The 24,908-nt window shown below is 47.2% G+C and carries 23 protein-coding genes and 1 tRNA gene; 15 read left to right on the top strand and 9 right to left on the bottom strand.

Annotated elements, in window-relative coordinates; genetic code table 11:
- The first annotated feature begins 132 nt into the window (after positions 1-132).
- On the top strand, positions 133-1,524 hold the full coding sequence (locus ACN0UY_RS07760) for an amidohydrolase family protein (RefSeq protein ID WP_417666122.1): 1,392 nt from the start codon (positions 133-135) through the stop codon (positions 1,522-1,524).
- Here the strand turns inward: ACN0UY_RS07760 and ACN0UY_RS07755 are convergent.
- Complete coding sequence (locus ACN0UY_RS07755) at positions 1,504-1,923, bottom strand: YqaA family protein (protein ID WP_417666121.1); 420 nt, start codon at positions 1,921-1,923, stop codon at positions 1,504-1,506. The two genes, ACN0UY_RS07760 and ACN0UY_RS07755, sit on opposite strands and share 21 nt — an antisense overlap.
- Positions 1,924-2,053: 130 nt before the next feature.
- Between ACN0UY_RS07755 and ACN0UY_RS07750 the strand changes: the two genes are divergently transcribed.
- The 6 genes from ACN0UY_RS07750 to ACN0UY_RS07725 all read left to right on the top strand — a co-directional run bounded on the left by ACN0UY_RS07750 (position 2,054) and on the right by ACN0UY_RS07725 (position 8,539).
- Positions 2,054-3,448, top strand: a complete 1,395-nt coding sequence (locus ACN0UY_RS07750) for a cytochrome ubiquinol oxidase subunit I (protein ID WP_417666120.1) — start codon at positions 2,054-2,056, stop codon at positions 3,446-3,448.
- A 3-nt stretch (positions 3,449-3,451) separates the two neighbouring features.
- Entirely contained in the window at positions 3,452-4,453 is a 1,002-nt protein-coding gene (gene cydB / locus ACN0UY_RS07745; RefSeq protein WP_417666119.1) for a cytochrome d ubiquinol oxidase subunit II, read from the top strand.
- 121 nt (positions 4,454-4,574) lie between these two features.
- The gene (locus ACN0UY_RS07740; RefSeq protein ID WP_417666118.1) at positions 4,575-5,657 is read left to right on the top strand and encodes a hypothetical protein; all 1,083 of its coding nucleotides are present in this window, start codon (positions 4,575-4,577) and stop codon (positions 5,655-5,657) included.
- Positions 5,658-5,680: 23 nt separating this feature from the next.
- Positions 5,681-6,826 carry a diguanylate cyclase gene (locus ACN0UY_RS07735; protein WP_417666117.1) on the top strand — a complete coding sequence of 382 codons (1,146 nt, stop codon included), beginning with the start codon at positions 5,681-5,683 and terminating at the stop codon, positions 6,824-6,826.
- Positions 6,827-6,914: 88 nt separating this feature from the next.
- Positions 6,915-6,991 (top strand) — tRNA-Arg (locus ACN0UY_RS07730).
- A 114-nt stretch (positions 6,992-7,105) separates the two neighbouring features.
- Positions 7,106-8,539: an amidohydrolase family protein gene (locus ACN0UY_RS07725; RefSeq protein WP_417666116.1), complete on the top strand. Its 1,434-nt coding sequence runs from the start codon at positions 7,106-7,108 to the stop codon at positions 8,537-8,539.
- Positions 8,540-8,829: 290 nt separating this feature from the next.
- Here ACN0UY_RS07725 and ACN0UY_RS07720 read toward each other — a convergent pair whose 3' ends face one another.
- Positions 8,830-9,300: a hypothetical protein gene (locus ACN0UY_RS07720; RefSeq protein ID WP_417666115.1), complete on the bottom strand. Its 471-nt coding sequence runs from the start codon at positions 9,298-9,300 to the stop codon at positions 8,830-8,832.
- A 931-nt stretch (positions 9,301-10,231) separates the two neighbouring features.
- On the opposite strand from ACN0UY_RS07720, the gene ACN0UY_RS07715 reads away from it, so the two are divergent.
- Together ACN0UY_RS07715 and ACN0UY_RS07710 are read left to right on the top strand one after the other, a co-directional pair.
- On the top strand, positions 10,232-10,480 hold the full coding sequence (locus ACN0UY_RS07715; RefSeq protein ID WP_417666114.1) for a hypothetical protein: 249 nt from the start codon (positions 10,232-10,234) through the stop codon (positions 10,478-10,480).
- 170 nt (positions 10,481-10,650) lie between these two features.
- On the top strand, positions 10,651-11,388 hold the full coding sequence (locus ACN0UY_RS07710) for an endonuclease/exonuclease/phosphatase family protein (protein WP_417666113.1): 738 nt from the start codon (positions 10,651-10,653) through the stop codon (positions 11,386-11,388).
- Positions 11,389-11,466: 78 nt separating this feature from the next.
- Here ACN0UY_RS07710 and ACN0UY_RS07705 read toward each other — a convergent pair whose 3' ends face one another.
- The 3 genes from ACN0UY_RS07705 to ACN0UY_RS07695 all read right to left on the bottom strand — a co-directional run bounded on the left by ACN0UY_RS07705 (position 11,467) and on the right by ACN0UY_RS07695 (position 15,017).
- The gene (locus ACN0UY_RS07705; RefSeq protein ID WP_417666112.1) at positions 11,467-12,129 is read right to left on the bottom strand and encodes a phosphoribosyltransferase; all 663 of its coding nucleotides are present in this window, start codon (positions 12,127-12,129) and stop codon (positions 11,467-11,469) included.
- 133 nt (positions 12,130-12,262) lie between these two features.
- Positions 12,263-13,240 carry a thrombospondin type 3 repeat-containing protein gene (locus tag ACN0UY_RS07700; RefSeq protein ID WP_417666111.1) on the bottom strand — a complete coding sequence of 326 codons (978 nt, stop codon included), beginning with the start codon at positions 13,238-13,240 and terminating at the stop codon, positions 12,263-12,265.
- Positions 13,241-13,778: 538 nt separating this feature from the next.
- On the bottom strand, positions 13,779-15,017 hold the full coding sequence (locus ACN0UY_RS07695; protein WP_417666110.1) for a diguanylate cyclase: 1,239 nt from the start codon (positions 15,015-15,017) through the stop codon (positions 13,779-13,781).
- Positions 15,018-15,421: 404 nt separating this feature from the next.
- Between ACN0UY_RS07695 and ACN0UY_RS07690 the strand changes: the two genes are divergently transcribed.
- Both ACN0UY_RS07690 and ACN0UY_RS07685 read left to right on the top strand, forming a co-directional pair.
- Entirely contained in the window at positions 15,422-15,697 is a 276-nt protein-coding gene (locus tag ACN0UY_RS07690) for a YebG family protein (protein WP_339879315.1), read from the top strand.
- 74 nt (positions 15,698-15,771) lie between these two features.
- A complete protein-coding gene (locus ACN0UY_RS07685) occupies positions 15,772-17,595 on the top strand; it encodes an SLC13 family permease (RefSeq protein ID WP_417666109.1) in 1,824 nt (607 codons plus the stop codon).
- Between the two features lie 21 nt (positions 17,596-17,616).
- Here the strand turns inward: ACN0UY_RS07685 and ACN0UY_RS07680 are convergent, their stop codons facing one another.
- Together ACN0UY_RS07680 and ACN0UY_RS07675 are read right to left on the bottom strand one after the other, a co-directional pair.
- Positions 17,617-18,075 (bottom strand): ATPase, encoded by a 459-nt coding sequence (locus tag ACN0UY_RS07680; protein WP_417666108.1) that lies wholly within the window; start codon positions 18,073-18,075, stop codon positions 17,617-17,619.
- A gap of 117 nt (positions 18,076-18,192) precedes the next feature.
- On the bottom strand, positions 18,193-18,405 hold the full coding sequence (locus tag ACN0UY_RS07675; protein ID WP_417666107.1) for a hypothetical protein: 213 nt from the start codon (positions 18,403-18,405) through the stop codon (positions 18,193-18,195).
- 189 nt (positions 18,406-18,594) lie between these two features.
- Here ACN0UY_RS07675 and ACN0UY_RS07670 point away from each other — a divergent pair, with 189 nt between their 5' ends.
- Together ACN0UY_RS07670 and ACN0UY_RS07665 are read left to right on the top strand one after the other, a co-directional pair.
- Complete coding sequence (locus tag ACN0UY_RS07670; protein WP_417666106.1) at positions 18,595-18,945, top strand: PadR family transcriptional regulator; 351 nt, start codon at positions 18,595-18,597, stop codon at positions 18,943-18,945.
- Positions 18,945-19,871, top strand: a complete 927-nt coding sequence (locus ACN0UY_RS07665) for a hypothetical protein (protein WP_417666105.1) — start codon at positions 18,945-18,947, stop codon at positions 19,869-19,871. Before ACN0UY_RS07670 ends, ACN0UY_RS07665 begins: the two co-directional genes overlap by 1 nt.
- 20 nt (positions 19,872-19,891) lie before the next feature.
- Here ACN0UY_RS07665 and ACN0UY_RS07660 read toward each other — a convergent pair whose 3' ends face one another.
- Positions 19,892-20,941 carry an isopenicillin N synthase family dioxygenase gene (locus ACN0UY_RS07660; protein WP_417666104.1) on the bottom strand — a complete coding sequence of 350 codons (1,050 nt, stop codon included), beginning with the start codon at positions 20,939-20,941 and terminating at the stop codon, positions 19,892-19,894.
- A 127-nt stretch (positions 20,942-21,068) separates the two neighbouring features.
- Here ACN0UY_RS07660 and ACN0UY_RS07655 point away from each other — a divergent pair, with 127 nt between their 5' ends.
- Positions 21,069-22,619, top strand: coding sequence for a serine hydrolase (locus ACN0UY_RS07655; RefSeq protein ID WP_417666103.1), 1,551 nt, complete (start codon positions 21,069-21,071; stop codon positions 22,617-22,619).
- Positions 22,620-22,652: 33 nt separating this feature from the next.
- Here the strand turns inward: ACN0UY_RS07655 and ACN0UY_RS07650 are convergent, their stop codons facing one another.
- The gene (locus ACN0UY_RS07650) at positions 22,653-23,738 is read right to left on the bottom strand and encodes a DUF2891 domain-containing protein (RefSeq protein WP_417666102.1); all 1,086 of its coding nucleotides are present in this window, start codon (positions 23,736-23,738) and stop codon (positions 22,653-22,655) included.
- A gap of 115 nt (positions 23,739-23,853) precedes the next feature.
- Between ACN0UY_RS07650 and ACN0UY_RS07645 the strand changes: the two genes are divergently transcribed.
- Entirely contained in the window at positions 23,854-24,888 is a 1,035-nt protein-coding gene (locus ACN0UY_RS07645) for a branched-chain amino acid aminotransferase (RefSeq protein ID WP_417666214.1), read from the top strand.
- Positions 24,889-24,908: the final 20 nt, after the last annotated feature.

Here is a 24,908-nt window from a genome sequence, read left to right as displayed (position 1 = left end):
ACCTAGCCTAAATCATTTTTACAGCCGTGCGTGAGTTAATCCGACTAGGACGTCAGTTTGCGCGATAAACAACCCGACGCCGGGCTCAAAATTAAACTACAATTGGGCAATCTTCGTTCAAAAGGTTTCGTTATGTACAAATTAATATCGATTGTTTTCGCTGCCTTAATTGCCGCTGGCTGCGGTCCGCGTGCCGAAAATACGGCCAATGCCGAGCCCGCGAATGCCGCCCCACCCAAAGGTTACGCATTCCATAACGTGAATGTCGTGCATCTGACCAAAGACGATGCCGAAATTACCGCTGGGCAAACGGTGGTGGTGGTTGGTGATCGTATTACTGCGGTTGCGGACACCGCAGCGATTACCGTGCCCGCAGATTATGTGCATGTTGATGGCACCAATAAATACATCATGGCAGGCATGGCCGAAATGCATGGACACGTACCTCCAGCTAATGGATTGGGTCAGTTTCCTGATCGGTATTTAGATGATGTACTGTTTTTGTATGCCGCCAACGGCGTAACAACTGTGCGCGGCATGCTCGGCTACCCGCATCAATTACAACTTAAGCAAGACATTGCCGACGGCAAACGTATTGGCCCTACCCTTTATTTGGCTGGGCCAAGCTTTAACGGCAATAGCATTGAGTCACCCGAGCAAGCCACGCAACGGGTTATCGACCAGCGCAGCGAAGGCTGGGACTTACTCAAAGTGCATCCGGGCCTTACCATGGCCGAATACCAAGCCATGGCAACAACCGCCAACAATGCGAACATGGATTTTGGGGGGCACGTGCCCAGCGATGTTGGCCTTGAGGCCGCTTTGGCAGCAGGACAACGCACCATTGATCACCTTGACGGCTACCTTGAAGCCATTGATGCCACGGATCGCCCCGCGTCACGTTATGAACTGGATTATTTAGTGGATTTATCGTTGCGTCATAATGTTGCGGTAGTGCCCACGCAAGCGCTTTGGGCCACCATTATTGGCGCCTCCGATGCCGATGCTTTGCGTGCTTACCCTGAACTTGTGTACGTGCCACAGAGTGTGCGCGACGGGTGGCTGGGGTACCTTAATGAGCCGACGTTAGGTTACTTCAATGCAACCAACGCCGAAGTACAGCAAGACAACCGACAACGCCTCGTGAAAGCACTCTTTGATGGCGGTGTGCCGATGATATTTGGCACCGATGCGCCGCAACTGTTTAGTGTGCCAGGCTTTTCTGCGTTGCATGAAATTCGCATGCTGCGTGATGCGGGCATTCCCGTGGCGGGAATTTTACATAGCGCCACTGTGGCGGCTGGTGACTATTTCGCAGACCGCGATAGTTTTGGCAAAATTGCCGAAGGTCAGCGTGCCGACTTTCTTTTACTTGGCGCCAGTCCATTGACAAACCCTGAGGCCATTCGCTCACATCACGGTGTCATGGTTGCCGGTAAATGGTTGAGCCGAGAAGCGATTGATGCCCGCTTGCAGGAAATTCGTCAAGCCTACGCTGAGCCCTCAGCTGAACCCGTGCAATAACCCTAGAATAAGCGCATAACGAGCGGCTTTACCGAGTGTTGTTAGTATTAAAAATACGCCAACGTGAAGCCGCATGATGCCAGCCAACAGGGTAATCGGATCGCCCACCACGGGCATCCAAGCCAATAACAAACTCCACTTGCCGTAGCGGTTAAACCAGCGCTGGCCTTTTTCAAGTTGCGCCACAGACACAGGAAACCAGCGGCGGCTTTGCCAATGCAACGCGTAACGTCCCAACGCATAATTCACACACGAACCCATCGTGTTACCAAACGTTGCCACAGCCCAAAGCGCCAGCATATCGTGGCCCTGCATTTGCAGCGTAACCAGCAATACCTCTGACGAACCGGGTAACAATGTTGCCGATAAAAATGCTGCCACAAAAAGTGTCATCAACATGATTTAATCTCATTGCCATACTTTTTGTATGGGCGCTATTAGAAATGGTCTTAGAGAAACCGGGTAATTTACCCAAAATACTGATCAAAACGACCTATACTGTAAAAAATTACTGCTAACGAGGTTCGTCATGTTCGAAACGTGGTTCTCTCAAGCCGACGCGGTACTATTGGCACGTTTTCAGTTTGCCTTCACCATCGCATTTCATATTATCTTTCCAGCATTCACTATCGGTTTAGCCAGCTACCTTGCCGTGCTTGAAGGGTTATTCCTAAAAACTCGCAACCCAGTGTACCAAAAGCTTTATCGCTACTGGCTGAAAATATTTGCCGTGGCGTTCGGTATGGGCGTAGTGTCTGGCATTGTTATGAGCTATCAGTTCGGTACCAACTGGTCGGTGTTTTCCGATAAAGCTGGCCCTGTTATTGGCCCACTCATGGGCTATGAAGTACTAACAGCGTTCTTTTTAGAAGCCGGTTTTCTGGGGGTTATGCTGTTTGGCATGAACAAAGTTGGTGAGCGCTTACATTACTTCGCAACCCTCATGGTTGCAGTGGGTACCGCCATCAGCGCCTTTTGGATTTTATCTGTGAATAGCTGGATGCAAACCCCAGCGGGTTTTGCGATGAATGAGCAAGGCCAGTACGTCGTTACCAGTTGGCTGGAAGCCATCTTCAACCCGTCTTTCCCATACCGCCTTGCGCACATGTTATTGGCGGCATATCTCACAACTGCATTTGTGGTGGGTGCCGTGGGTGCTTGGCATTTACTGAAGGATAAGAGCTCACAAGCGGCGCGAAAAATGTTTTCTATGGCAATGTGGATGGCGTTGATTGTGGCGCCGTTACAAGTGTTTGTGGGCGACTTACATGGCTTGAATACACAAGAACACCAGCCAGCGAAAGTTGCCGCTATGGAGGGGCACTTTAAGTCTGAAGCTCAAGCACCGCTGTACTTATTCGGCTGGCCAAACGAAGCAGAAGCTAAAGTGGACTACGCCATAAAGATTCCAGGCTTAGCCAGTTTTATTTTAAAACACGATGTGAACGCCACCGTAACCGGCTTGGATGCTTTTCCTCGTGACGGTTGGCCGCCTGTGCCGATCGTGTTTTGGGCATTTCGTATTATGGTTGGCATTGGCTTGCTGATGGTGCTGATTGGGCTTTGGTCGGGCTATTTACGACTGCGTAAGCAACTTTACGAGACGCCGCTGTTGCATCGCGCCGCAGTGTTAATGGGCCCGCTAGGCTTCGTTGCTGTAATAGCTGGCTGGGTTGTCACCGAAGTGGGTCGGCAACCTTGGGTGATTTATGGGCTGTTGCGAACCAGTGACGCCGCATCACCGATTGATGCCGTAGGTGTAGGTTCCAGTTTAGTTGCCTTTATTGTGGTTTACTTTTTAGTGTTCGGCGCTGGCACCGTTTATATGCTGCGAAAAATGGCCGGCAGCCCGGAATCGACTCACATTCCAGACTACGCCCGCGTGCCAATGGCCGCAGAGCGCCTTTATCACGAGGAGGGTTAAGGTATGGACTACGCATTAATTTGGGCAATTCTTATTGCCGTTTCGGTATTTGCTTATGTCGCCTTGGACGGCTTTGATCTCGGTATGGGCATACTGTTCCCATGGATTAGAGAAGAAGCGTACCGCGACCGCATGGTGAATAGTGTTGCCCCGGTTTGGGATGGCAATGAAACCTGGTTAGTACTTGGCGGTGGTGGCTTACTTGCCGTGTTCCCATTGGCGTATTCGGTATTAATGCCAGCGCTCTATATGCCAGTAATCGCCATGCTGCTGGGGCTAATATTTCGTGGTGTGGCCTTTGAGTTTAGGTTTAAAAGCAAAGCCAACAAACATTGGTGGGATCGTGCCTTCATGCTTGGCTCTATGGTGGCAGCCTTTAGCCAAGGCGTGATGCTTGGCGCCATGCTGCAAGGTATTGAAGTAACCGACCGCGCTTATTCTGGCGGGTGGTTTGACTGGCTGAGTCCATTTACTGTTTTTGCTGGCCTGTCTGTGTGTGTCGGTTACGCTTTGTTGGGTGCAACCTGGCTTGTTATGAAAACCGATGGCCCATTGCAACAACGTGCATACGAATACGGTCGTAACAGCGGAATTCTGCTGATCATGGCCATTGCAGCCGCCAGCGTGTATTTAGTTTCGTCGTTCGAGAACGTTGCCGAGCGCTGGTTAACCTGGCCGGGTTCAGCGGCATTATGGTTGGTTCCTTTTGTGCTAGCTATTGTCGGTGGCGGTTTACTCACCTCACTCACAAAACAACAAGAAGGTCGGCCTTATTTGTGGGCGTTGGGTGTGTTCTTGATTGCATTCGTAGGCTTTGGCGCCAGCATTTTCCCATACCTTATTCCCTTTGAAATCACCATTTGGGAAGCGGCTGCGCCTGACAATAGCTTGGTATTCTTGCTGGTTGGTGCGGCTATTCTCTTACCAATAATTTTCGCTTATACGGGCTACACCTACTGGGTGTTTCGTGGCAAAGTAAGTGAAGACAGTGGCTATCATGAGTAATTCGACATGGCGACGTTGGCTATGGTTTGTCGGATTGTGGGCCGCCGGCGTGCTGTGTGTGACTTTAGTGGGTTTGTTGATACGTGCAGTGATTATGTAATGCGAACGGGAAGATTTAACAATGTTCAAACTCATGCAAATTGGAATTGCGGTGGCTGTATTGTTGTTAAGTGGGTGTGGCGGCGGGTCGTCCGATAGTAACCCACCCGATGGCGGCGAACCGCCGGTATCAAATAAACTAGAAACCGTGCTAAGCGGTGATTATACCGTCGAATATATCCGACAAGACGGTAGCGCCCAAATAGCTGGAACTACCGCAGGTGTGTATTGGCGCGCAGATACCAGCGCTGATTGGCAGTTACGCTCGCCCACCACCACCGCGGTAACTGGCATTATTGTGCTGAGTGAAGGCCACTATGTGATGGCTACTGAACCAACAAGCGGTGATGCAAGCGAGCCGTACCTGCTATTTAGGAGTCAGGACAGTGGCGCTACGTGGGAGCCGATAACTCACAATTTTGGCCGCGAGTTTAACACTAGAATATTCAACCTCGCCTATGACCATCGCACCGATCAGGTATATGCGGTGGGTGACGCGTCACTTGCTGTGGCAAGCCCAGCCGCCGAAAATTGGCAACTTCTAACAGGCAGCTGGGACGGGTTTGCCGCTGGTCTACACCTGTTACTTATTGATGACGTGAATCAAAGCGTTTGGTTTGGTGGGCAGGGTCCTGTTGAAAACGGCTATTTCGGTCGGTATGACCAAACAACTCAAAATATCACCGAATGGCATGACCTATTACCCCGCCCTTCAACGTATGTAGATGGACTGATTCACCCCTTAGATACTTCAACAGTCATTCTCGGTGGTGAGGGTGGCATTGTATTGAGCACCGACTATGGTGAAACATGGAGCACCCCCATGGGCGACGTTAACTACCGATTTTACCGGGATATTGTTAGCACGGATGCGGGTATTTTATACACAGCGGGTTACGATAAGTTAAGCGCCGAACAGCCTCTGATCATTGAATGCAGTATCGACAATGGTCAAACATGGCTAAAGCATGACTTCTCGCATGAAACGTCGCGTGGTGGCGTGCGTAGTCTCATGCTTGTATCCGATGGCGATCGCGAACTGCTTTATTTAGGTTTGCGTGACAACGGTATCAAGGCTATCGCGCTAAACGATTTAGATTGCTGAGAAGAGGCAACATCGAGCAACATATGTACATTCATCTGCCAACCGTGATCATTACGACCATTTTGCTCAACTTCCTGTTGGGCGCAGCCATGTTTGTTATCTTCAATGCTTTAAAATCACAGAAAAGCTTTCGTACCTGGGGCATCGCGTGCTTCATTTTCGCTATAGCAAATATTTTGGCAGGGCTTCGGGTTTCCTTGGATGCGCCTTGGTTGACGGTTTTTGTTGCTGACTTGCTCATTATTCTGGTGCCCTTGCTAGCTTTGCATGGCCTACGCCAATATCAGCTGCAGCGCCCGGTATCAAGCCGCTGGACAGCGCGCATCATGCTCATCAGCGCGGTGTCGTTATATTTTCTGTACCAATTTCCATTGCAGGCGCAAGTGCTAACCGCATCAATTTGCGCCGCGTTGTACATCTATTCCGGTGCCTACGTTCAAACCATTAAGCCAACCCCTAAATTTACCCGCCGAGCCTTGTCGGTTTTATTTCTCGTTCATGGCGTGTTACTGCTCACTACGGCCGTTGTCGTTGCAGTTGAGTCCAAGGCGTCGCTGGTTATCAGCAGTGAGCAGCTAATTACGGTGCTATTAATTGCACACCTGTTGCTTACCACTGCCACCACCGTATTGTTTCCAGTATTCGTGTTTTCCTTGAATGAGCGACGTTTACTTGAAGTGGTTAACGTTGACGAACTCACGCAACTGTTTAACCGCCGCGGATTCTTCGAATTGGGGAGTGAATTATTAGTTAAAAACCAAGCGCAAGCGCGGCCTTCGTGCGTGTTAATGCTAGATTTGGATAGATTTAAGTCAATTAACGACCGCTATGGCCACGCGGCAGGTGATGCTTGTTTGCGTGATGTTGCCGTTATTATTCGCAAACACATGCGCGAGCATGATATTGCTGCAAGAATTGGCGGGGAAGAGTTTGCAATTGCCTTGGCCGATGTAAACCGCATGCAAGCCGAACAAGTAAGCCGAAGGTTAGTTGAACGCGTTGCACAGAAAGCTTTTGAGTTTGAAGGTGAACGCATTGATTTGACCGTTAGCGTTGGCGGCATTGTCACCACCGCCAGCCAGCGCGATTTAAGCGACCTACTTAATGATGCCGATTCTGCACTTTACGAAGCAAAATCCAGTGGTCGCAATCAATTCCGCTTTGCTTAATCGCAACACTAGGGCCGTTTGCACTAGACAATGAACGCGATTTTACCTAGAATCCCCGCCTGCTTATTCATAAGCACTTTCCCAATTAGCACCCGTAGCTCAGCTGGATAGAGCGCTGCCCTCCGGAGGCAGAGGTCACAGGTTCGACTCCTGTCGGGTGCGCCATTTTTTACAACATCCAATAACTTAGAAACATCAGCAACCGAGTAACCATTTTATCACAACGAGCTGCCAACCTTATGGGCCAGCTGATTACTCAGTAAAAGTAGGCAGATAATAATGACTAAAGTTTTCTCCGCGCTCTGCATAATCTTATTGTTGAATGCATGCGCCCAGATCCAACCGCAACTGTCAGCTGATGTACTAATCACCGACGTGGATATTATAGATGTGCGAACCGGCGAGATTCATACTAAGAGGCAGGTGGCAATCAGTGGCGATAGAATTATTTGGGTCGGCGACAAATCTGAGCACATTAGGACCACAACCCATGTGGATGGTACCGGCCAGTATCTCATGCCTGGCCTATGGGATATGCATGTGCATTTTGGTGGTGGTGATCAGCTAATTGAGGAAAATCGTAATCTTTTACCCCTATATATTGCTTACGGTGTGACAGCAGTCCGTGATGCCGCGGCTGATCTGAGTGAGTCTGTGCTAGTTTGGCGAGCAGCTATAAATAACGGTGATTTGATTGGACCCACAATATTCACGTCAGGGCCCAAGCTTGAAGGCAAAAATTCAATTTGGCCGGGCGATCTTGAAGTCGAAACTGAGACTGAAATGAATCTAGCTTTAGATCAATTACAGGCCATGGCTGTTGATTTTATTAAGATAACCGATAGCGCTCTCACCCCAGAGCTCTATCTGAAAGCCGTGCGAGAAGTAAAAAAGCGCGGTTTACCAATTAGCGGGCATATTCCATTTTCACTGTCGGTGACTGATGTCTCCAAAGCAGGACTCGATGGCATTGAACACATGCCGTACCTCCTTAAAGCAGCAGCTCGTAATGAGGCGGAGATTTCCCTCCAGGTAAGCAACGGTGAGCTTAGCTATTGGAGCTCTCTACCTATCATTCGCGCTAATTTCGATGAGCAAATTGCATTGAATAAATATCGCGTGTTGGCTGAAAATGGCACTGCAGTATTTCCTACGTTAATTGGCAGTCAGATTATTGCTTTCATTGACGAGGACGACCACAAAAATGATCCGGAGCTTGATCTGCTGGGCTCAGGTCTTAAAGCGACCTACGATTGGCGCGTCGACCGTGCAAACCAAAAAGCGAAGGAAAACCCAAATGAAATCCGCGAGCGCAAGGCTCGCTTCGCCGCCACCCGCGACTTAATTCCTCTGCTGGATGAGGCTGGCGTTAGCATCATCGCTGGTACTGACACTGGTTTTCTTAACTCTTATATTTATCCCGGCAAAGCGCTACATGACGAGCTAGCGATTTATGTCGAGGCCGGTCTTAGTCCTTTGCGCGCGCTGCAAAGTGCGGTTCTTGCGGGCCCTCGATGGTTGGGTAAAGAACAACAATATGGCGCCGTGGAAGCAGGCAAATTAGCCGACTTACTTCTGTTGGGCAATAACCCTCTAGAAGACATAAATCACACCCGTGATATTCGTGCCGTAATCAGTCGAGGTCAGGTCTTTGACTCCGAGCAGTTGCAAGAAATGTTGGACAATGCCAAAGCTCAAGCAGCCATACCATAAGGATCACTCCTAGCTCGTTACGGCATTTAGCTTACCGAGCTAAGGCGTATTAACCGCTGCACTGTGTTCGAATTATTAAGCGCAACGATACTAATTATTATCTTGAGTCCTGCGTTATACGTACTATTTAATGGTTCGTATTTAACAAACATCAATAAATAAGTTAGTTATGATTCAGGTGATTTTGACTCCAACCAAAAAGCCATAATACCAATTAACCGGTTGTTACAAATAGCTTTAGCGATTTACTTCCTCGACCAAGTGTCCATCAGGTTCAAACATTCCGAAGTTCAATGCTTTAACGACTGCCAGTTGGAGTCTTCAAAATAAACGGGATACTCTTGTAATGACTGAATAATAAGAACAACACCTTGCTTTTGATTATCATCAGACTTTATTTGCTCTACACCGTTCATTATTCTAGCAAGTAGAATATGTAGCTGAGCATCGGCTTTTGGTTCTAGTTTGCAGTTTTTGAATAGAAAATTTAAATGGTCATTTAAGCTTCCCGCCAATTCTTGATACTGAACAGCAGAAAACTGATTGTTATGAATCGCTTCTAAGTTTATTTCTATTTCACGCTTGAGGCTCGTCATGCCGATGTGCAGACTCTCATCAATAGTCCATCTTTTGCCTTGATTCAACTCTAATTCAAGTTTGTGAGTTTGACCGTCATGCTCATGCTCTTGTGCAATCACAGTTGAAAGTTGTAAAACAATGAAAGATCCAATAAACGCTGTGATATAAATTATGTTTTTCATATTCATTTCCCGTATGAAACAATTTACTACTTAATCAATATTTGCTCGTGTAACGACATTTTATAGCCTGCCGCTGAGTAATTATTGTTCTCGAGCAATAAATACATTTTCTTTGAATCTTCATCCAACTAAATATTAGCGTTGTAATCCTCTGAAAGCCTGCTCTGATGCAACATCAAAAATCGCCGTTAAGTTTGAGGTAAAATCGTCAATGACCGAATCCATAAGCACGGCATCTTAGCGAACACCTTTTGCGTTCCCTCCCCAGAATATTATGCCCATGGCTGTGCAGACAATACCTCAGAAAAAGGTGTTAATCGTTAGGTCTTGGGCATTAGCGCTAAGCTAAACTTTTAGTATGTCCTCCTATGGTGGAATAAAACCAATACATAGCCGCGCTGACATCAATGTACATTTATGAATACAACGACATAAAGAAGTCGTATGTCAATACTAAGTTATTACGGTAACTAACGACGCGTATGGATCCCTTGAATAGACTAAACGTCATGATTTCAATTCGAAATCATCTTTGGCTCAAGAGGTTCGTACGACGTTACCTTTGCCGTCAACTTGAATACGAACTGACTTATGACAATTGCGGCAAGTACCAACGCCGGTTCCACTTTTTGACACTCCTGTCTTGAAAGTCGAAACTGAACCACATTTTGGGCATGGAATTGTAAAAGTTGCAGACATAAAGGACTCCCCGTTTTTATAACTCGTTGAAAAAAATGGATTCATTCAAATTAAATAAAGGGAATCCATCCGAAAGTCAAGCGTCAATATCATGCATCCAAAGACTAAATTAAGAGCGCCTTATAGAACATAGCTATTTTAACCGGCGATTTAAGGAGTTTATATGTCATAACTTTGGACACCAATTACTGGCATTATTTGTATTGCATTGGTGATACTAACGCGTCTCTATTTGAGTAGCCGCGAAAAGTTTAAGTTGGACGAGACGCTGCAGCAACATCTGCAAAACGGCGGTCAGTTGTCACCATTGCTACTGCGGCAACTTGGCGTAAACAGCGAACAATCTCAACGTGATTTACGCAGAGGTTTGCTACTGACTGCTATTGGAGTTGCATGCTTTGTCTGCGGCTTTATCACTGGAAGTGTGGTTATGGGTGCGGTGTGCTATCGGGAGCAATCTATACCGTTGCGGGTGAAGTGAATAGTTTTGTTGTCAACCTCGGAGCTACTTGCCGCACAATTAAATTTGAAAAGAAGCCTACAGGAGGAATAACACTATTCAACGGAAGCCTCGAATACCATATGATGGAGTAACTGAAATACCAAAAATTTGCAGAATAAATAGTCAGCAGATTATTAGAAAGGTGAGCTGTGCTCAAACCAAAAATCGTGATTCCTCAGCAATTCATACACGAGCAACCTATTCATCATGGCGAAGAATTTGGTGTGTTGTGTTGGAATACTCAGAAACTTACCGAAACGCCAGATTTTCAACGTGTTTTGGCTGGCGTTTTAGCAAGCTACCCCTGTCTATTTTTGTTGTTCCAAGAGGCAAAGCTGACAACGAAAAATGACTGGCTACTCCCGCAATGGTCTTATGCTATTGCTCCTAATATGCAGACACGTCGCTCTGTTTATGGCGTACTCACCGCAAGCCAGTATGCTTTTACAGAAGCTCATACTCGACTGAGCAGAAAGCGCGAAGGAATGTTCGCAACACACAAAAGTTACATGCTCTCGTATCATGCGTTAGCCGAAGGCGGCTCATTATTAGTCGTCAATGTTCATGCGATGAATTTTGTTCGTGCGAACCAATTTTCTCAAGAAATAGAGTTCATCAAAGAAGAGATATTAGGACACAGAGGACCGCTGATTGTGGCCGGCGATTTTAACGTTTGGAGCCGTCAACGCCGCTTGCGGTTGCTGCAATTTTGTCGCAGCGTGGGTCTACGACAAGCTATTATGGTCGACCCTCATCATATTAAAACCTACCGGCAGCACCCTCTCGACTTCATCTTCTATCGCGACCTGTCGCTGCAAGGAACCTCGGCGATCGATACAAGTAAAGTTTCTGACCATAATCCTCTTTACGCACGATTTAAGTTATAGCGAAGCATTCAGCTTGGCTTACAGGTGCTCAGCTAGTTCGCTCACGAATGTTTTTTTGCCAGCTTCGTGCTATATCACTTATGTCGCATGTCCAAATTTAAATGAATGGCGCTGGATAATATCTTGCACCTCGTCGTCACTTACTTGCGAAAAATCTTCATACCAATAACCGATAGCCACGAATGGATGCGGTTGCGCCAGACATACGAACCTATCAATATTCCGTTTTATTTCAATTGCCGTTTCGCGAGCTGCAATGGGCACTGCTACGACGATAGTGCCAACTTTCGATCGTTTGAGCACTTCAATAGCTGCCTTCATGGTTGCTCCTGTCGCCAACCCATCATCAACTAAAATGACAGTTTTTCCGCTAAGCCTGGGCAATGGACTCCCCGAACGATAGCATTGTTTACGGCGCTCGAGTTCCTTGCGCTCACGTTGCTCAATACGCGCAATTTCAAGGGCATCGAGCGCCAAGGCTTCCACTATCTCATTGTTAAGAACACGAACATTATTTTCAGAAATTGCGCCCAGCGCCAGTTCGGGTTGACCAGGAACACCCAGTTTTCGAACGAGCAGAACAGATAGCGGTGTGCCGAAGCGTTGCGCAATTGGCTCTGCTACTGGAACACCACCGCGCGGCAGTGCCATGACAAGTACATTGGTGGCATTGATCATCGATGCTAATTCGCTAGCTAGCATCTCTCCAGCGTCTCGACGATTTTTAAATGGAAGTTTCATAGGTGCCACCCAACACGTATAACAAAGGTCATTTCGCTATTAATTTAGTTGATCGGTGGCAAAGCGCATAAAAAAATCCGCAACACGTTAACGTGTTGCGGATGAAAAATTTTAAACTCACTACAAAATTGAATTAGTTTTTAGCTTTTTTGCCACAAGAACTTTTAGCTGCCGCTTTTTGAAGCGCCGTGCCTTCATCCTGTGTCAGTAGCCCAATATTCACTTGATCATTTTTAGCGTGAGCCACACAGCTAACGTATTGGCCGTGATTTTTCCAGTCAGAATCACATGCGCAAAGATTGGCTACATTCTGCGTTCCAGAACAACCAAATTGATCAACTGTTGCGCCATCAACTGTTGCTGGGCAGCTGTCATCGATATCAAAGATGCCGTCGCCATCAGCGTCAACGACTGGGAAATCATTCCCGTCATTTGGGTTGGTACCTGCTGCAACTTCCTCACCATCATTAAAACCATCGCCATCGCTATCAGGATTTAACGGATCGGTCTCGGTAAGTACTTCTTCAGCATCCGTTAAACCATCGTCGTCATTGTCAGCAAAGACTACCGTGGTATTGGTTTCGAGTTGGAACATACCACCCGCTAAACCGCCACCATCAAAAATCAGAAAATCGAGTGTATGTGTACCATCAAGATTGACTGGATACTTTGAGGGAGTCGATGTTGCAGCTTGGAAGCCAACTAAGGTTCCATCAACATAAATCCAAGAGCAGTTATCCGCCAACAAATTCAACAAGAACTGACCGTTTCCTGTTACCTCCGTAGTATAACGGGTCCAGCTATGACCTGAAGGACCGCGAGAATTCAAATCACTCCACGCGTTAATCCAAGATGCATTTAAACCAGAACCTGACTGCCAAGGATGAGCATTGGTGCCAAACGAAAAACTTGCGTGTGGATTTTGCCAATTATCTGAAAGATTAACAGCAGGGTTCACTGAACAGGCTTGAGTTGGCCAATCAACAATGGCTGCCGACGGGAAAATAGGATCCCAAGCTGTAACTGACGAGTCACTGGTATAAACATTTGTATTCGCTTGGGCGGCATGCATGCTTAATGCGGCAATGGCGACAATTGATAGTTTTTTCATAGCTGACTTCATGGTGTTACCTTTTTAAGTAGTGTTATATTTACATCAGACATGAACTAGAACGCCGATAAAACCGCACTTATATAGCAGCATCTCCATTCATTCAGAGCTCCAAAAGAAATTCAGGAAATAAGTTATATTAACATTGTTAAATTTAGGCAAATATCATTTGATATATTTAATATCGAATATGCTGTATATCCGCATTAAATTATTGTTGAATTCAATGTGGACATATGGTCTGAACATCAATTTTCATGGTGTGGTCGACGCCCAGTGTTTCCCTACTCATTGTCGTACTCGAAGGTGTATCACTTTCGCAAGCGGTTCATTAATTCTACGAATGACCGCTGCTTAAAATGGGGGGGGACAAGTGGGCTGATAGCAACAACTCGTTGTTGCTGACGTCGCCGATTCGGATACGTCAACGCGTAAGACAGAGATCACAGGTTCGACTTCTGTCGGAGTGCGCCATAATCGCTATGCGCGAACGAGTATGCAGACTTTGTAATACTGTCTATCTGATTCTAATTGGAAGCTAGTAAAACTTGTTGGTTCGGTGATGTTCTTTTATAGCGGCTTTGTCTTCATACATTCGCGTATCAGCAAGCTTTAACAGGCTGTCTACTGAGTTTACCTCTTCGGTGCTGCCGGCTACACCTATACTGATCGATAGATGGATAGGAAGGTCATCGACCACAAGTTCGCTACCCTCTACAGTTTGACGAATTTTAGCTACGAGTGTATCGGCTATTTTGGAGTCTCTGATGCGGTTTAAAACTACTAGGAATTCGTCACCTCCCATGCGAGCTACTAAATCAGTGCCGCGAACAGCCGCTTGCAAACGTTGCGCCACACACCGAAGGACCTCATCGCCAGCATAATGCCCTAGATTATCATTGATCTCTTTAAAATGATTGAGATCGATTGCAAGCACAACAAAGTCGTCTTTTGGATTTTTATTTGCAAATCTTCGGTTTAGATAGTCTAAAGTAAACCTACGGTTGACAAGATGGGTCAACGCATCAGCATTTGCTCGTTGTCGTTCAACGAGATAATATGCCCACAGCAGCATGATTAGGCCAAATAACAGTACATAGACAAGTAGACTCCCCCAACGTACCAATGCAAGAAATAGGGTTTGATTCTTCTCCAGTATCGGAAAAAATTCAGCCGCAACCCACCACTCGCCATTCGGGATTAAAAGCTTTCCGCTGTAATCGGCCACATTAAATAACGCTTCGTCTCCTTCAAAAATTTGACCGGACTCCCCAGTACCATTGATGCCACGTATTGCAATTTTGGTGTTCTCAATTCTGAACAATCCGGCGTCATTAATCAGTTGCTCATAATCAATAACAACGCTAACCGTGCCCCAGTAGTCTAAATTGATCGGATAATCGTTAAAGACCGGGATTCGTGCGATAAGCCCTCGTCCACCTTGCACAAGATTGACGGGCCCAGCAAGATATATATCCCCCCTGTCCCGGGCGGCAATTATAGTAGTGTATTGTTCGGGAACTGTTCGGAAGTCGAGGCCTATGGCCTTCTCGTTGCCTTCAAGAGGAATAACATCAACCAGCACATCGTTTGGTCCCATGCCTATGCTGCGAACATGCTTTGATTTTTGTAGTAATCTGCTAGCGATTTCGACGAAGTTTTCTGCCGCACTCTTAGGGTCAATGTTAAAAACTGTAGCAAGGCTATCGACCAAAAATACATCACGGAACAAATTTGACTCTAAGTTAGACTTAGCAAGTAAAAATTCACTATTCAACTCGTCTGTTCTATCGCGCCTGAATCTATCGTCAAGGAGCGTAACAACGGAACTCGTAAGGTATATAACAATAAGGATTCCGATCCCAAATAATGACAGAATTCCAGCGACAGTGCGCTTGCGTAAGTTCAAAAATAAGTCCTGTGTCGCTTTTTATCCGATTATTTTATAGGTTTACCTTAAAACTCATAACCGTGCAATATGCAAAACTTAGGGATCGCTTACTAACATAATTTTTATTATTGTTCGGCCAGACTCTGTTCCGAGTGTCGTCCAAATAGACGCGACTATATCGGAATAGCCTAGTACGACCAACTTGTACCCTTTACAAATAAAAGGTTGCAACCACTCACTCGTAACTGTATAAATATACAGTGTTTTTTAACTATCCATAAGGATGAACTATGGCGGTAGTAACTCAATACGTTGTTGTGCGAGACGGAGAGGAAAAGATGACATTTACCACGAAAGCTGAGGCCGATGCCCACGACAAGATGTTGGACATGGTCGATGGGCTGCTTCCCCTGCTCGAGCGTAGCGAAACAATCACCGATGAGAAAATGCTTGAAGACCTTGCCGTTTTCCTAGCGCGCGAACGCGAACATGTATTAATTGCCTTAGGCGCAAAAAAACCGGCGAAGAAAAAAACCTCGAAACCTGCGGACGTGCCGGCTAAATGATATTAAGCTGTTATTAAAACGCAAGGCTTCCTCTCAGTGTGGTGGCAACTTGAAATCAAGGCGGTTACCGACTTATGACTCTAGATCAGTGGCTTATTCTCGCAATTCTTGTGGCAACCGTGGTGATGTTTTTGGTAGGTCGCTGGCGGCACGACATGGTTGCGTTGGCGGCACTTTTAGCCTGCGTTATTGCGGGGCTTGTTGATGGTTCGGCTGCATTCAACGGTTTTGGTCACCCAGCTGTCATAACCGTGGCCTGTGTACTCATATTGAGTCAAGGATTACAAAACTCTGGTGCGGTTGATGCTCTAACACGAGTCGCTTTGCCCGCCAATGCGGGTAAAACCCTAAGCATTAGTGCCCTGATTGGTCTAGGCGCCCTGCTCTCGGGCTTTATGAATAATGTTGGCGCTATGGCGTTGTTAATGCCAGTTGCCGTACATGTGTCGAAACGGCTTGAGCTCACCCCGGGCCAAGTATTGATGCCCCTCGCTTTCGGTACCATTTTAGGTGGTATGACAACGTTGGTGGGAACACCACCTAACATCATTGTGTCAGGCTTTCGAGCCGAAGCGGGCTTAGGCAATTTCGGTATGTTCGACTTCACGCCTATTGGAGTTGCCGTTGCTGCAGCGGGCGTTATTTTTACGGCAGTGATTGGCTGGCGATTGGTGCCCGCACGCAAACAAGCGGGCGTCGAAGGCTTTGAGTCCGGTGCGTACATCACCGAGGTTCGAGTTGAAAAAGGGAGCAAGTCTGACGGCTTATCGTTGTATGAAATTGAGGCTGAATTGAAAGATGTCGATGCACAGATAATCGGGATTGTGCAACACGACGTAAAAATCATTGCCGCAAACCCCGGGCGTCGTGTTCATGCTGGCGACATATTGATGCTGGAAGCAGAAGCCGATTCGCTCAAGGATGTATTATCCATACTGGGGCTTAAGCTGGAGGAGTCGGTAGAAGATGACGAAGAAGAGGCTGACTCGAACGATCAAACGAAAACCGACGAAGACGACGACAACGACGAGAGCAAACAAAGCGAAATTGTTCTGCTAGAGTTAGTCGTTCAACCGAGCTCTCGACTCGTAGGGCACTCTGCGAAAGACATCCTACTGCGCACGCGATATGGCATTAATTTACTCGCATTTTCACGCGAGGGTAAACGCTCAATGAAGCGGCTCCGAGCCATCAACTTCCAATCTGGTGATTTACTGCTAATGCAAGGCCCACCTGAGGCTATCGCGGAGTTTGCCGCGGACAACGGCTGCGTACCGCTGGCACAACGCGAGCTTCGTATTCCAAGCAAAGCCAAGATTTGGCAAGCCAGCTCAATTATGTTCGGTGCCATCGCTGTGGCTGCGCTTGGTTGGCTACCAGCCGCGGTGTCGTTTGCTCTTGGTGTACTCGCCTCGATGGCATTGGGAACGGTGTCGCTACGCAAAGTTTATGAAGCGGTCGATTGGCCTGTTATCGTTCTCTTGGGCGCATTGATACCCGTTGCAGGGGCAATGGAGTCAACCGGAACTGCGGCGCTCATCGCCACATTCCTCGTCGATAGCGTTGCGCAAGGCAACGCTATCATTGGTTTGCTTGCTATTTTGTTGGTAACGATGTTTTTGTCTGACTTAATGAACAATGCCGCCACCGCAGCGGTAATGTGCCCCATAGCAATCAGTATTTCATCCGTACTCAACGTCAACCCAGATTCATTTCTGATGGCCGTTGCCATTGGTGCTTCGTGTGCGTTTCTAACGCCAATTGGGCATCAAAACAATACGCTGATATTAGGGCCTGGCGGATTCCGATTCGGCGACTACTGGAAGCTGGGGCTACCCATTCAAGTGCTCGTGGTTGCCGTTTCCATGCCGCTGCTTCTGATCGTGTGGCCGCTCTAATAAAACGATTAATTCGTCACTCTACATATCAGAAAATCGATTCGCTGTTTGTACCATTCTCTTTATTTCGTTTTCTTCAACACCTTTAATGGTTTCAAGCAACTCTTTCGCGCTGTCGGTATCAACCCGAGAATAGAGGTGTTCAAAGAGTTCAATCACGTGCTTATGATTCGCGACCGTTCTTTCCATAATATGTGGCATATCCAGCTCTTGATATGGGGATTCACAGTGACCGTGCTTAATAATTGGATGTTTGTCCATATAGTCATAACACCAAGTATTCAGAGCTTTTTTATCCGCAGTATTTACAAACCCCTGAACAATGCGGGCAAGGCTTCCTTCATGATCGGCCAAGTAATTCAGGATCATTCTCGCACGTTCATCTTTGTTCAAATGAGCGCAATGCTTTAAGCAATCCTTTAAATTCTTATGGAAAGAAACGGTCCAATTCAATACATCTCTAATCGTTTCAACTTGCATGTGAATTGTCCTAAGGTTAGTTAATTTTTATTACGCCACGATGACAAAAATTCTCGGCGCGCTGTAACGCTACCATCATGGAACTTAGACACTCCTGCGTAATATCAACAAACTCGCTTAACCATTTTCTTTATTACCGTCATTTTGTTTCCAAGGACCAAACGCGATGAAATACAGCAGGACAATATTTGCGAAAGGCACCAAAATTAAAAGCGCTAAAGGGCCCGCATAGCCAATACGTTGGCAAATTCGCCAAACAGGGATAACTACAATAAGACCAACCACCAGCAACCATAAAAGCCCCATACCACCATACATTTCGTGATTCATGTGTACGTGCTCCCATTTAAGAATACTCATTAATGACGCTAGACCATGTTTTGTCAATTTGCAAAAGAGTAGGTTGCGCAACAGCAAGCGAAGCCAAAAAATAAATAGTTGCATTTTTACTATGCGTCACCTAGTATCGTTACTATGCTTCATACAGTATGTGTTGCACAGTACTTATTAGGATTCCATATGACAACAGCACAACTGGATAAACTTAAGCTTGAACTGAGGCGTGGTGTGTTAGTTTTGGCGGTGCTCGCATCGTTAAAAACACCGCACTACGGCTATTCCTTGCGCAAACAATTGCACGAAGCAGGTGTCGATATTGACGAAGGCACGCTGTACCCGCTTATTCGCAGACTGGCTGACCAAGGCTTACTTGATAGTGAGTGGCAACAAGGTGAAGGCCGCGAACGCCGTTACTATCAATTGTCCGAACTGGGTGCTGAATTACTTGAACAACTCATTCAAGAATGGCAGACATTAAACGGTGCTGTTACCCCCTTGCTAACCGGTAACAACGATAAGGAACAAAACTAATGGATATGGTAGAACGTTATATAGCAGCAGTGCAGCGCGAGCTTCCTGAAGACAAACGCGACGATATCGGCCGTGAGTTAAAGGCCAATATTCTTGACCAAATCGAGGCTCTCGAAGCGCAACAGGGTCAGTTCAATGATGCTGATGTGTCCAGTTTGCTCATTTCCATGGGGCACCCTCGAGACGTTGCTATAACCTATTACCCACCCAAGCCGCTCATTGCGACTTCTTTAATGCGACTCTATGCAAGTACCTTATATATGGTGCTTGGCGTACTCTTTGTTATCTCCGTGATAGAAGTAACCAGCAACTGGTTAGGCGGTAATAGCACGGGCATAATTCGCTTTGTTCTAGCTATTGCGAGCGACTTTATCAATAGTGCCTTTTTCGCGTTTAGTGCGATCACTATTTCGTTTGCTGTCATGTCTCGCACTCAAGCCAACGAAAATAAACCTCGCACGTGCCGCTGGAGTCCAGAGAAACTGCCGACTGCCAGCAAAAGCTGGCAACATATCGGCTTAGACAACATTTTCACTGACTTAGCGACCCTGCTTTTTTTGATTTTACTCATATGGTATCCACTGTGGCGAAGCGATAGTAACTCGCTATTCTCAGCAGAGGCGCTAGAAATTTTACGGTGGTTCACGCCGGTGATTGTTGTGGCGGTTGTGCACAGCCTGTGGCAACTTCGTGTGCGGTTGTGGAGCGCCAGCATGTTATGGCTGAATATAGGTGTGAATGCGGCATTTTTAGCAGTTTCACTTATTCTGATGCAAACTGAAGTGCTGCAAATCGAGGCTTCGCCAACCCTGGGTGATTGGGGAATAAACGTTGCCCAGTATGGCATTAATACAATTTTAATTGCGGTTGCGGTTATTTCTTCCTACGAAGTTATTCGTGATGCGCGCCGAATTCGGCGCTTGTGAAAGTCATCTGAGCGCGCAAGCTAAGCGCGGCAATCGCCACAAATTTCGGTTGTTGCCGCGTAAGCGAAGCTTTTTGCCAGCAGGTGCCGCACTGATTCATCGCAGTAATGCTTGCGGGTTACATGCGTATGTGAACGCAAGCGTCCTTTCAAAACATTATTGCCAACGTCTGTCAGTAATGGATTATTTGGATCGGTTGTTGGCCCTGAAGCTTTTGCTTTCAGTTCAGGTGGCAAAGCCAGAACCGGCACTGTAGCTGAGAGTTGCGCGGCCATGAAAAAAGCAATCGAATACCGTTCAACGCCGTGTATGGGGCTCTCAACTTTATGATTTGTCGCTTTCAATAACCCATTGGAAGCGAGCTCCAAAAGCTCACCAATATTGACAACCAGCGCACCAGGAATAGGTGCGACGTCAATCCATTCATTACCACGTTCAACTTTAAGTCCACTTTGTGAGTCTTGCATAACCAGCGTGAGGTATCCGGGGTCTTTATGCGCGCCCACACCTTGCTGCTGTGTCTCCTGCGCGGGATAACGAATCAGCTTGGCGTGTGTATAGGGTTGTCCACCAATCGTATGGTCGAGTGCATTGCGATCTACCCCTAACGATTCGCAGAGTTTCTGCAATAAATTGACTGTTATCCCGCTTAACTTACGTTGCAGTGTCGTTAATTCAGGTTTGAGCGCGGGCATGGCGGCAGGCCATAAGTTCGGCCCAATGAGCTTTTGCCAAGGGTACTGCAACTGTTGCTCAGGCAGGGCCTGTTCTTCATTCATCCAATCAAATTGCTCACGGGCATCAAGGCGGCCTGCGGTCATTTCGTTGCCCATGGCGTTATAGCCACGAAAATGGGGCGACTGAATCATATCAACCGTTTGTTTTTCTTCCGCCGAGAGCTGAAAGAACGCACGACTCAACGCAAGGTATTCTTGTTGAGCGTCACGCGTTATGCCGTGATCAACAAGATAGAAAAAGCCGACTTCGCTGGCAGCGTGGCGCAATTTATTCAAGCCATCGTCGGAATCGAGCGATGCCATCGAAATAATCGGTAATGTAGCAGCGTTCATAAGCGTCTCCTATTCGCGTAGTGGCGCTCAATATATGACACTCGCTATAATTTATGAACGAACGAATCCGTCTATGTTAGATTGTTTCGCTATAGCGAGAGGCTAAAACAAAAATTAGGACACAATCATGAAATTATCGCTTCGCTCACTCGCCGCTTTAGCCTGCGGCACTTTAGTTTTCGCAACAGGCCCAGCCTTCGGGCAGTCGGCCGATAAAATTCGTGCCACCGCCAACGAGGCACTTGAGGCATTTAATATTCCGGGGCTGGCCGTGGTTGCGGTAAAAGATAATAACGTGGTGTTAGCCGAAGGATTCGGTTTGCGTGATATAGGCAACGGCGAACCGGTCAATGCTGACACCTTGTTCGGGGTAGCCTCACACACCAAAGCGTTTACCGCTGCAGCTATTGCCACGTTGGTGGAACAAAACAAGTTGGCTTGGGACGACAAAGTAATACAGCACATTCCTGAATTTCGCTTGTCCGACCCTACTCTTACCGCCGAGCTCACCATTCGCGATTTGCTAAGCCATCGCTCAGGTCTTGGTCTAGGCGCTGGCGATTTAATGATTTGGCCGAATACAGATAAGTCTAACGCTGAAATTTTAGCCGGGCTTGCCCACGTGCCGATTGCGTCAGGCCTGCGTGAGCGATTTGCCTACAACAACCTAATGTTTGTCACCGCCGGTGAAGTCATTAGCCGTGTTAGCGGCATGCCATATCACGACTATGTTCGCAAAACCCTACTTACCCCCCTGGGCATGGATAGCACGGTGATAGGTTTTTCCAACATACCCTCAACGACCACTAATGTGGCCATTGGCACCATTGAAATGAACGACACGTTACACCGTTTTCCCCTAGATTATTTGGAAGACTTTGCAGCAGCAGGTGCTATGGCCAGTAACGCAAACGACTTTTCAAAATGGCTGATGGCGCAAGTGGCCGAAGGTAAAACAGCGTCCGCAGAGCGCGTATTCAGTGAAGCCGCACAGCGCGCTATGTGGCAAGTGGTAACCCCGCTTCCGGTAAGCGCAAGCGCGGCCGAAAATGGCACCCACTATCGCGGTTATGGCCTTGGCTGGTTTGTCAAAAATGAGCACGGTGTGAAACACGTTTATCACAGTGGCGGTATATTGGGTATGCTCTCGCTCACCACGATTATTCCAGAGCATAATTTTGCCATTACTGTTATGAGCAACCAACAAGCGTTTGGCGCACTAACAGCGATTACCCAAGAAGCAATTGAAAACCTTTTAGAGCTGCCAGATCGTGACTGGATAGGCGAAGAACAAGCAAAGTACAAAGAATTTATGCAGGAAAAAGCTGAGTTTTCATTGGCTAAACCTAGTTTGGTGCGCAACGCATTGCCGCTTGCGCGGTATGTTGGGAGTTATCATGACGCATGGTACGGCGACGTGGACATTGGCATGGCGAATAACGCGTTACGCATCAACTTTACCCACACTCCGATGCTTAAAGGTACGCTGGAACATTACAATGGCGATACCTTCGTTGTACGTTGGGACGAGCCATTACTTGAAGCGGATGCATTTATTGATTTTGCGGTAACGCGCAAAAATGAAGTGACTGGCGCAAAGATGGAAGCCATTGCACCTTTTACCGATTTCAGCTTCGATTTTCATAATTTACAATTGAAACGCCAACCGTTGAAGTAACCCCAAAAGTTGGCGTTCCCTGGTCTGCGCAGGCTAGTCCTGCGCTTTATTCAAGGCCTGAATTGCGAAGCTTCCTAACCAATGCCCACCTTCGTAGTTGTCACCTATCAAGTTCGGGTACGAATACGCCATATGCGCGTCAGCGACAGCGCTTAAATGTGCGTATTGCGGGAATTCGTTTGCCAAGGCATAAAGGTTCCAGGCACGGCTGAAATTTAAACCGTCTAAATGCACTAGCTTACCGTCCGTGCGGTCGCTGACTTTACCCACTTCTAAGCTGTAGTCTTTGTTCGCTAATTGCGGCATAAATGCGTTTAACCATGTCAAAAACTCTTGCTTAGGCAACACCCGTTGCATCAAGCCTATTTCTTCAAGACACGGTGAAATAAAATCATAACCACTCGGCTCCCAGCTAATTGGGCAGTTTTTATCCGCAATAAAGTAGCTTTTTGCGCGTTGCTCAATCAGTGTCTGCAATTCGCTCAGCTCATGATTGACTGCGTAGTCATAGGCGAAGCTTAAACCAAAAGCAGTATTGGTGTGCTCACCCACGCGGACTGGATAGAGTAGTTGCGGCAAAAACTTGAGATAGCGATCAATAATCACGTCCGTTAATGGCTGTAAATTAGCAGCCAATTCTTGTCCAAGCGGGTCTTCCCATGCGTTCAACTCGTCCGAAAGCTTTAACAGCCATGCCCAGCCATACGTACGCTCGAACGTTTTATTAATGTCCTTGCTAAAGAATGCTGCTTCGCGCAACCCGTTTTCTTGCGTGATATTGCGTTTTAGGACTTCCCGCGTCTGTTCGGCGTGTACCATATCTGGAAATTGTCGCAACAAGGTTACCAACGACCAGTAACCATGTGCTGCGCTGTGCCAGTCAAAGCAACCGTAAAATATCGGATGATGCTGCGAAGGTTCTTGCAAATCTTCAGCACTGCCAAGCACAATGCCGGTTTTATAAGGGTAAGGCGTTTCAACACAATGTAGGGGTAGCGCCACTAACTTATCTGCTTCGCTTAGCGTTAACTTGTGCTCCGAGTCATTGCTGGCGAACGCTTGGCCAGAAAACCCCAATGCTATAAACAGTGCACTGCTGATAAGATAGCTTTTGTTCATCTTATTTCCTTTCTGAAAGTTGAGTTAATTCTGAAATATGGGATACAGCTTAAAACAAATGACCTGGCAATGCTGACATTAATTTTGCGGTTCGGCGCCGCGCCCAGTAAACTCGATATACAACCAACAGAACAAACAACTGAGTGAAGTTATGGCTGCTTTTGGTAGTGTATTTATGCCTGAAATGGCGCTGAGCACCTTCAATGGTGAACGCTGGAGCGCAGCGCATTACGTTGCGGCGGATAAAATCAGCCTGCACCCGGGTGCCCATGTACTGCATTATGCCAGCACCTGTTTCGAGGGGCTAAAAGCGTTTCGGCATGAAGACGGGTCGATTAATATTTTTCGAATGGATGCGAATATCAGGCGCTTAGCTCAAAGTACCCAGTTACTTACGTTGCCTAAGTTTTCCCCCGAGTTAATTGAAGAAATGATTATTGGCATCGTCAAACGCTTTGCCTCTGAAGTGCCTGCGCCTCCGGGGTCAATGTACATTCGCCCCACCCATATCGGCACTGAGCCAACGATAGGAAAAGCGGCAGCGCCAAGCGCGACATCCATGCTTTATGTGCTGCTTTCGCCTGTCGGTGACTACTTTAGTGGCGGTGCAAAACCACTGCGTTTGCTATTGGAACAAGACGGCATGCGCTGCGCGCCGCATATGGGCATGGTTAAAAGTGGTGGCAATTATGCCAGCGCCTTGCAACCCATTCTTAAAGCGAAGCAGGCGGTAAATGCCGATCAGGTTTTGTTTTGTCCAAATGGTGATGTGCAAGAAACTGGGGCTGCGAACTTCCTCTTAATCGATGGCAATGAAATTATTACCAAAGACCTCGACACCAGCTTTTTACACGGTATTACGCGCGACTCATTGTTAACGCTCGCGCGCGATATGGGCATGCAAGTCAGTGAGCGAAAGCTGAGTGTGGATGAGTTGCTGGAGCGCGCCAGCAAGCCACACACCGAAGCGTCGCTGTCAGGCACGGCTGCGGTGATGACGCCTGTTGGCACCTTAATCCACAACGGCAAAGAGTATGCTGTGGGCAGTGGTGGCGTGAAAACGCCCACAATTGATAAGCTTCGCAGCGCGTTAAACGCGCTGCAATGGGGTAAGGTGCCTGACCCTTACGGCTGGTTGACCCGCGTTTAAGTGCGGGGCTTGCGGTAGAG

The sequence above is a fragment of the Pseudidiomarina sp. genome (assembly GCF_048268165.1).
GTDB lineage: Bacteria > Pseudomonadota > Gammaproteobacteria > Enterobacterales > Alteromonadaceae > Pseudidiomarina.
Note: the sequence above shows the minus strand (reverse complement) of the source record. Positions and strands in the feature narration are given on the sequence as shown.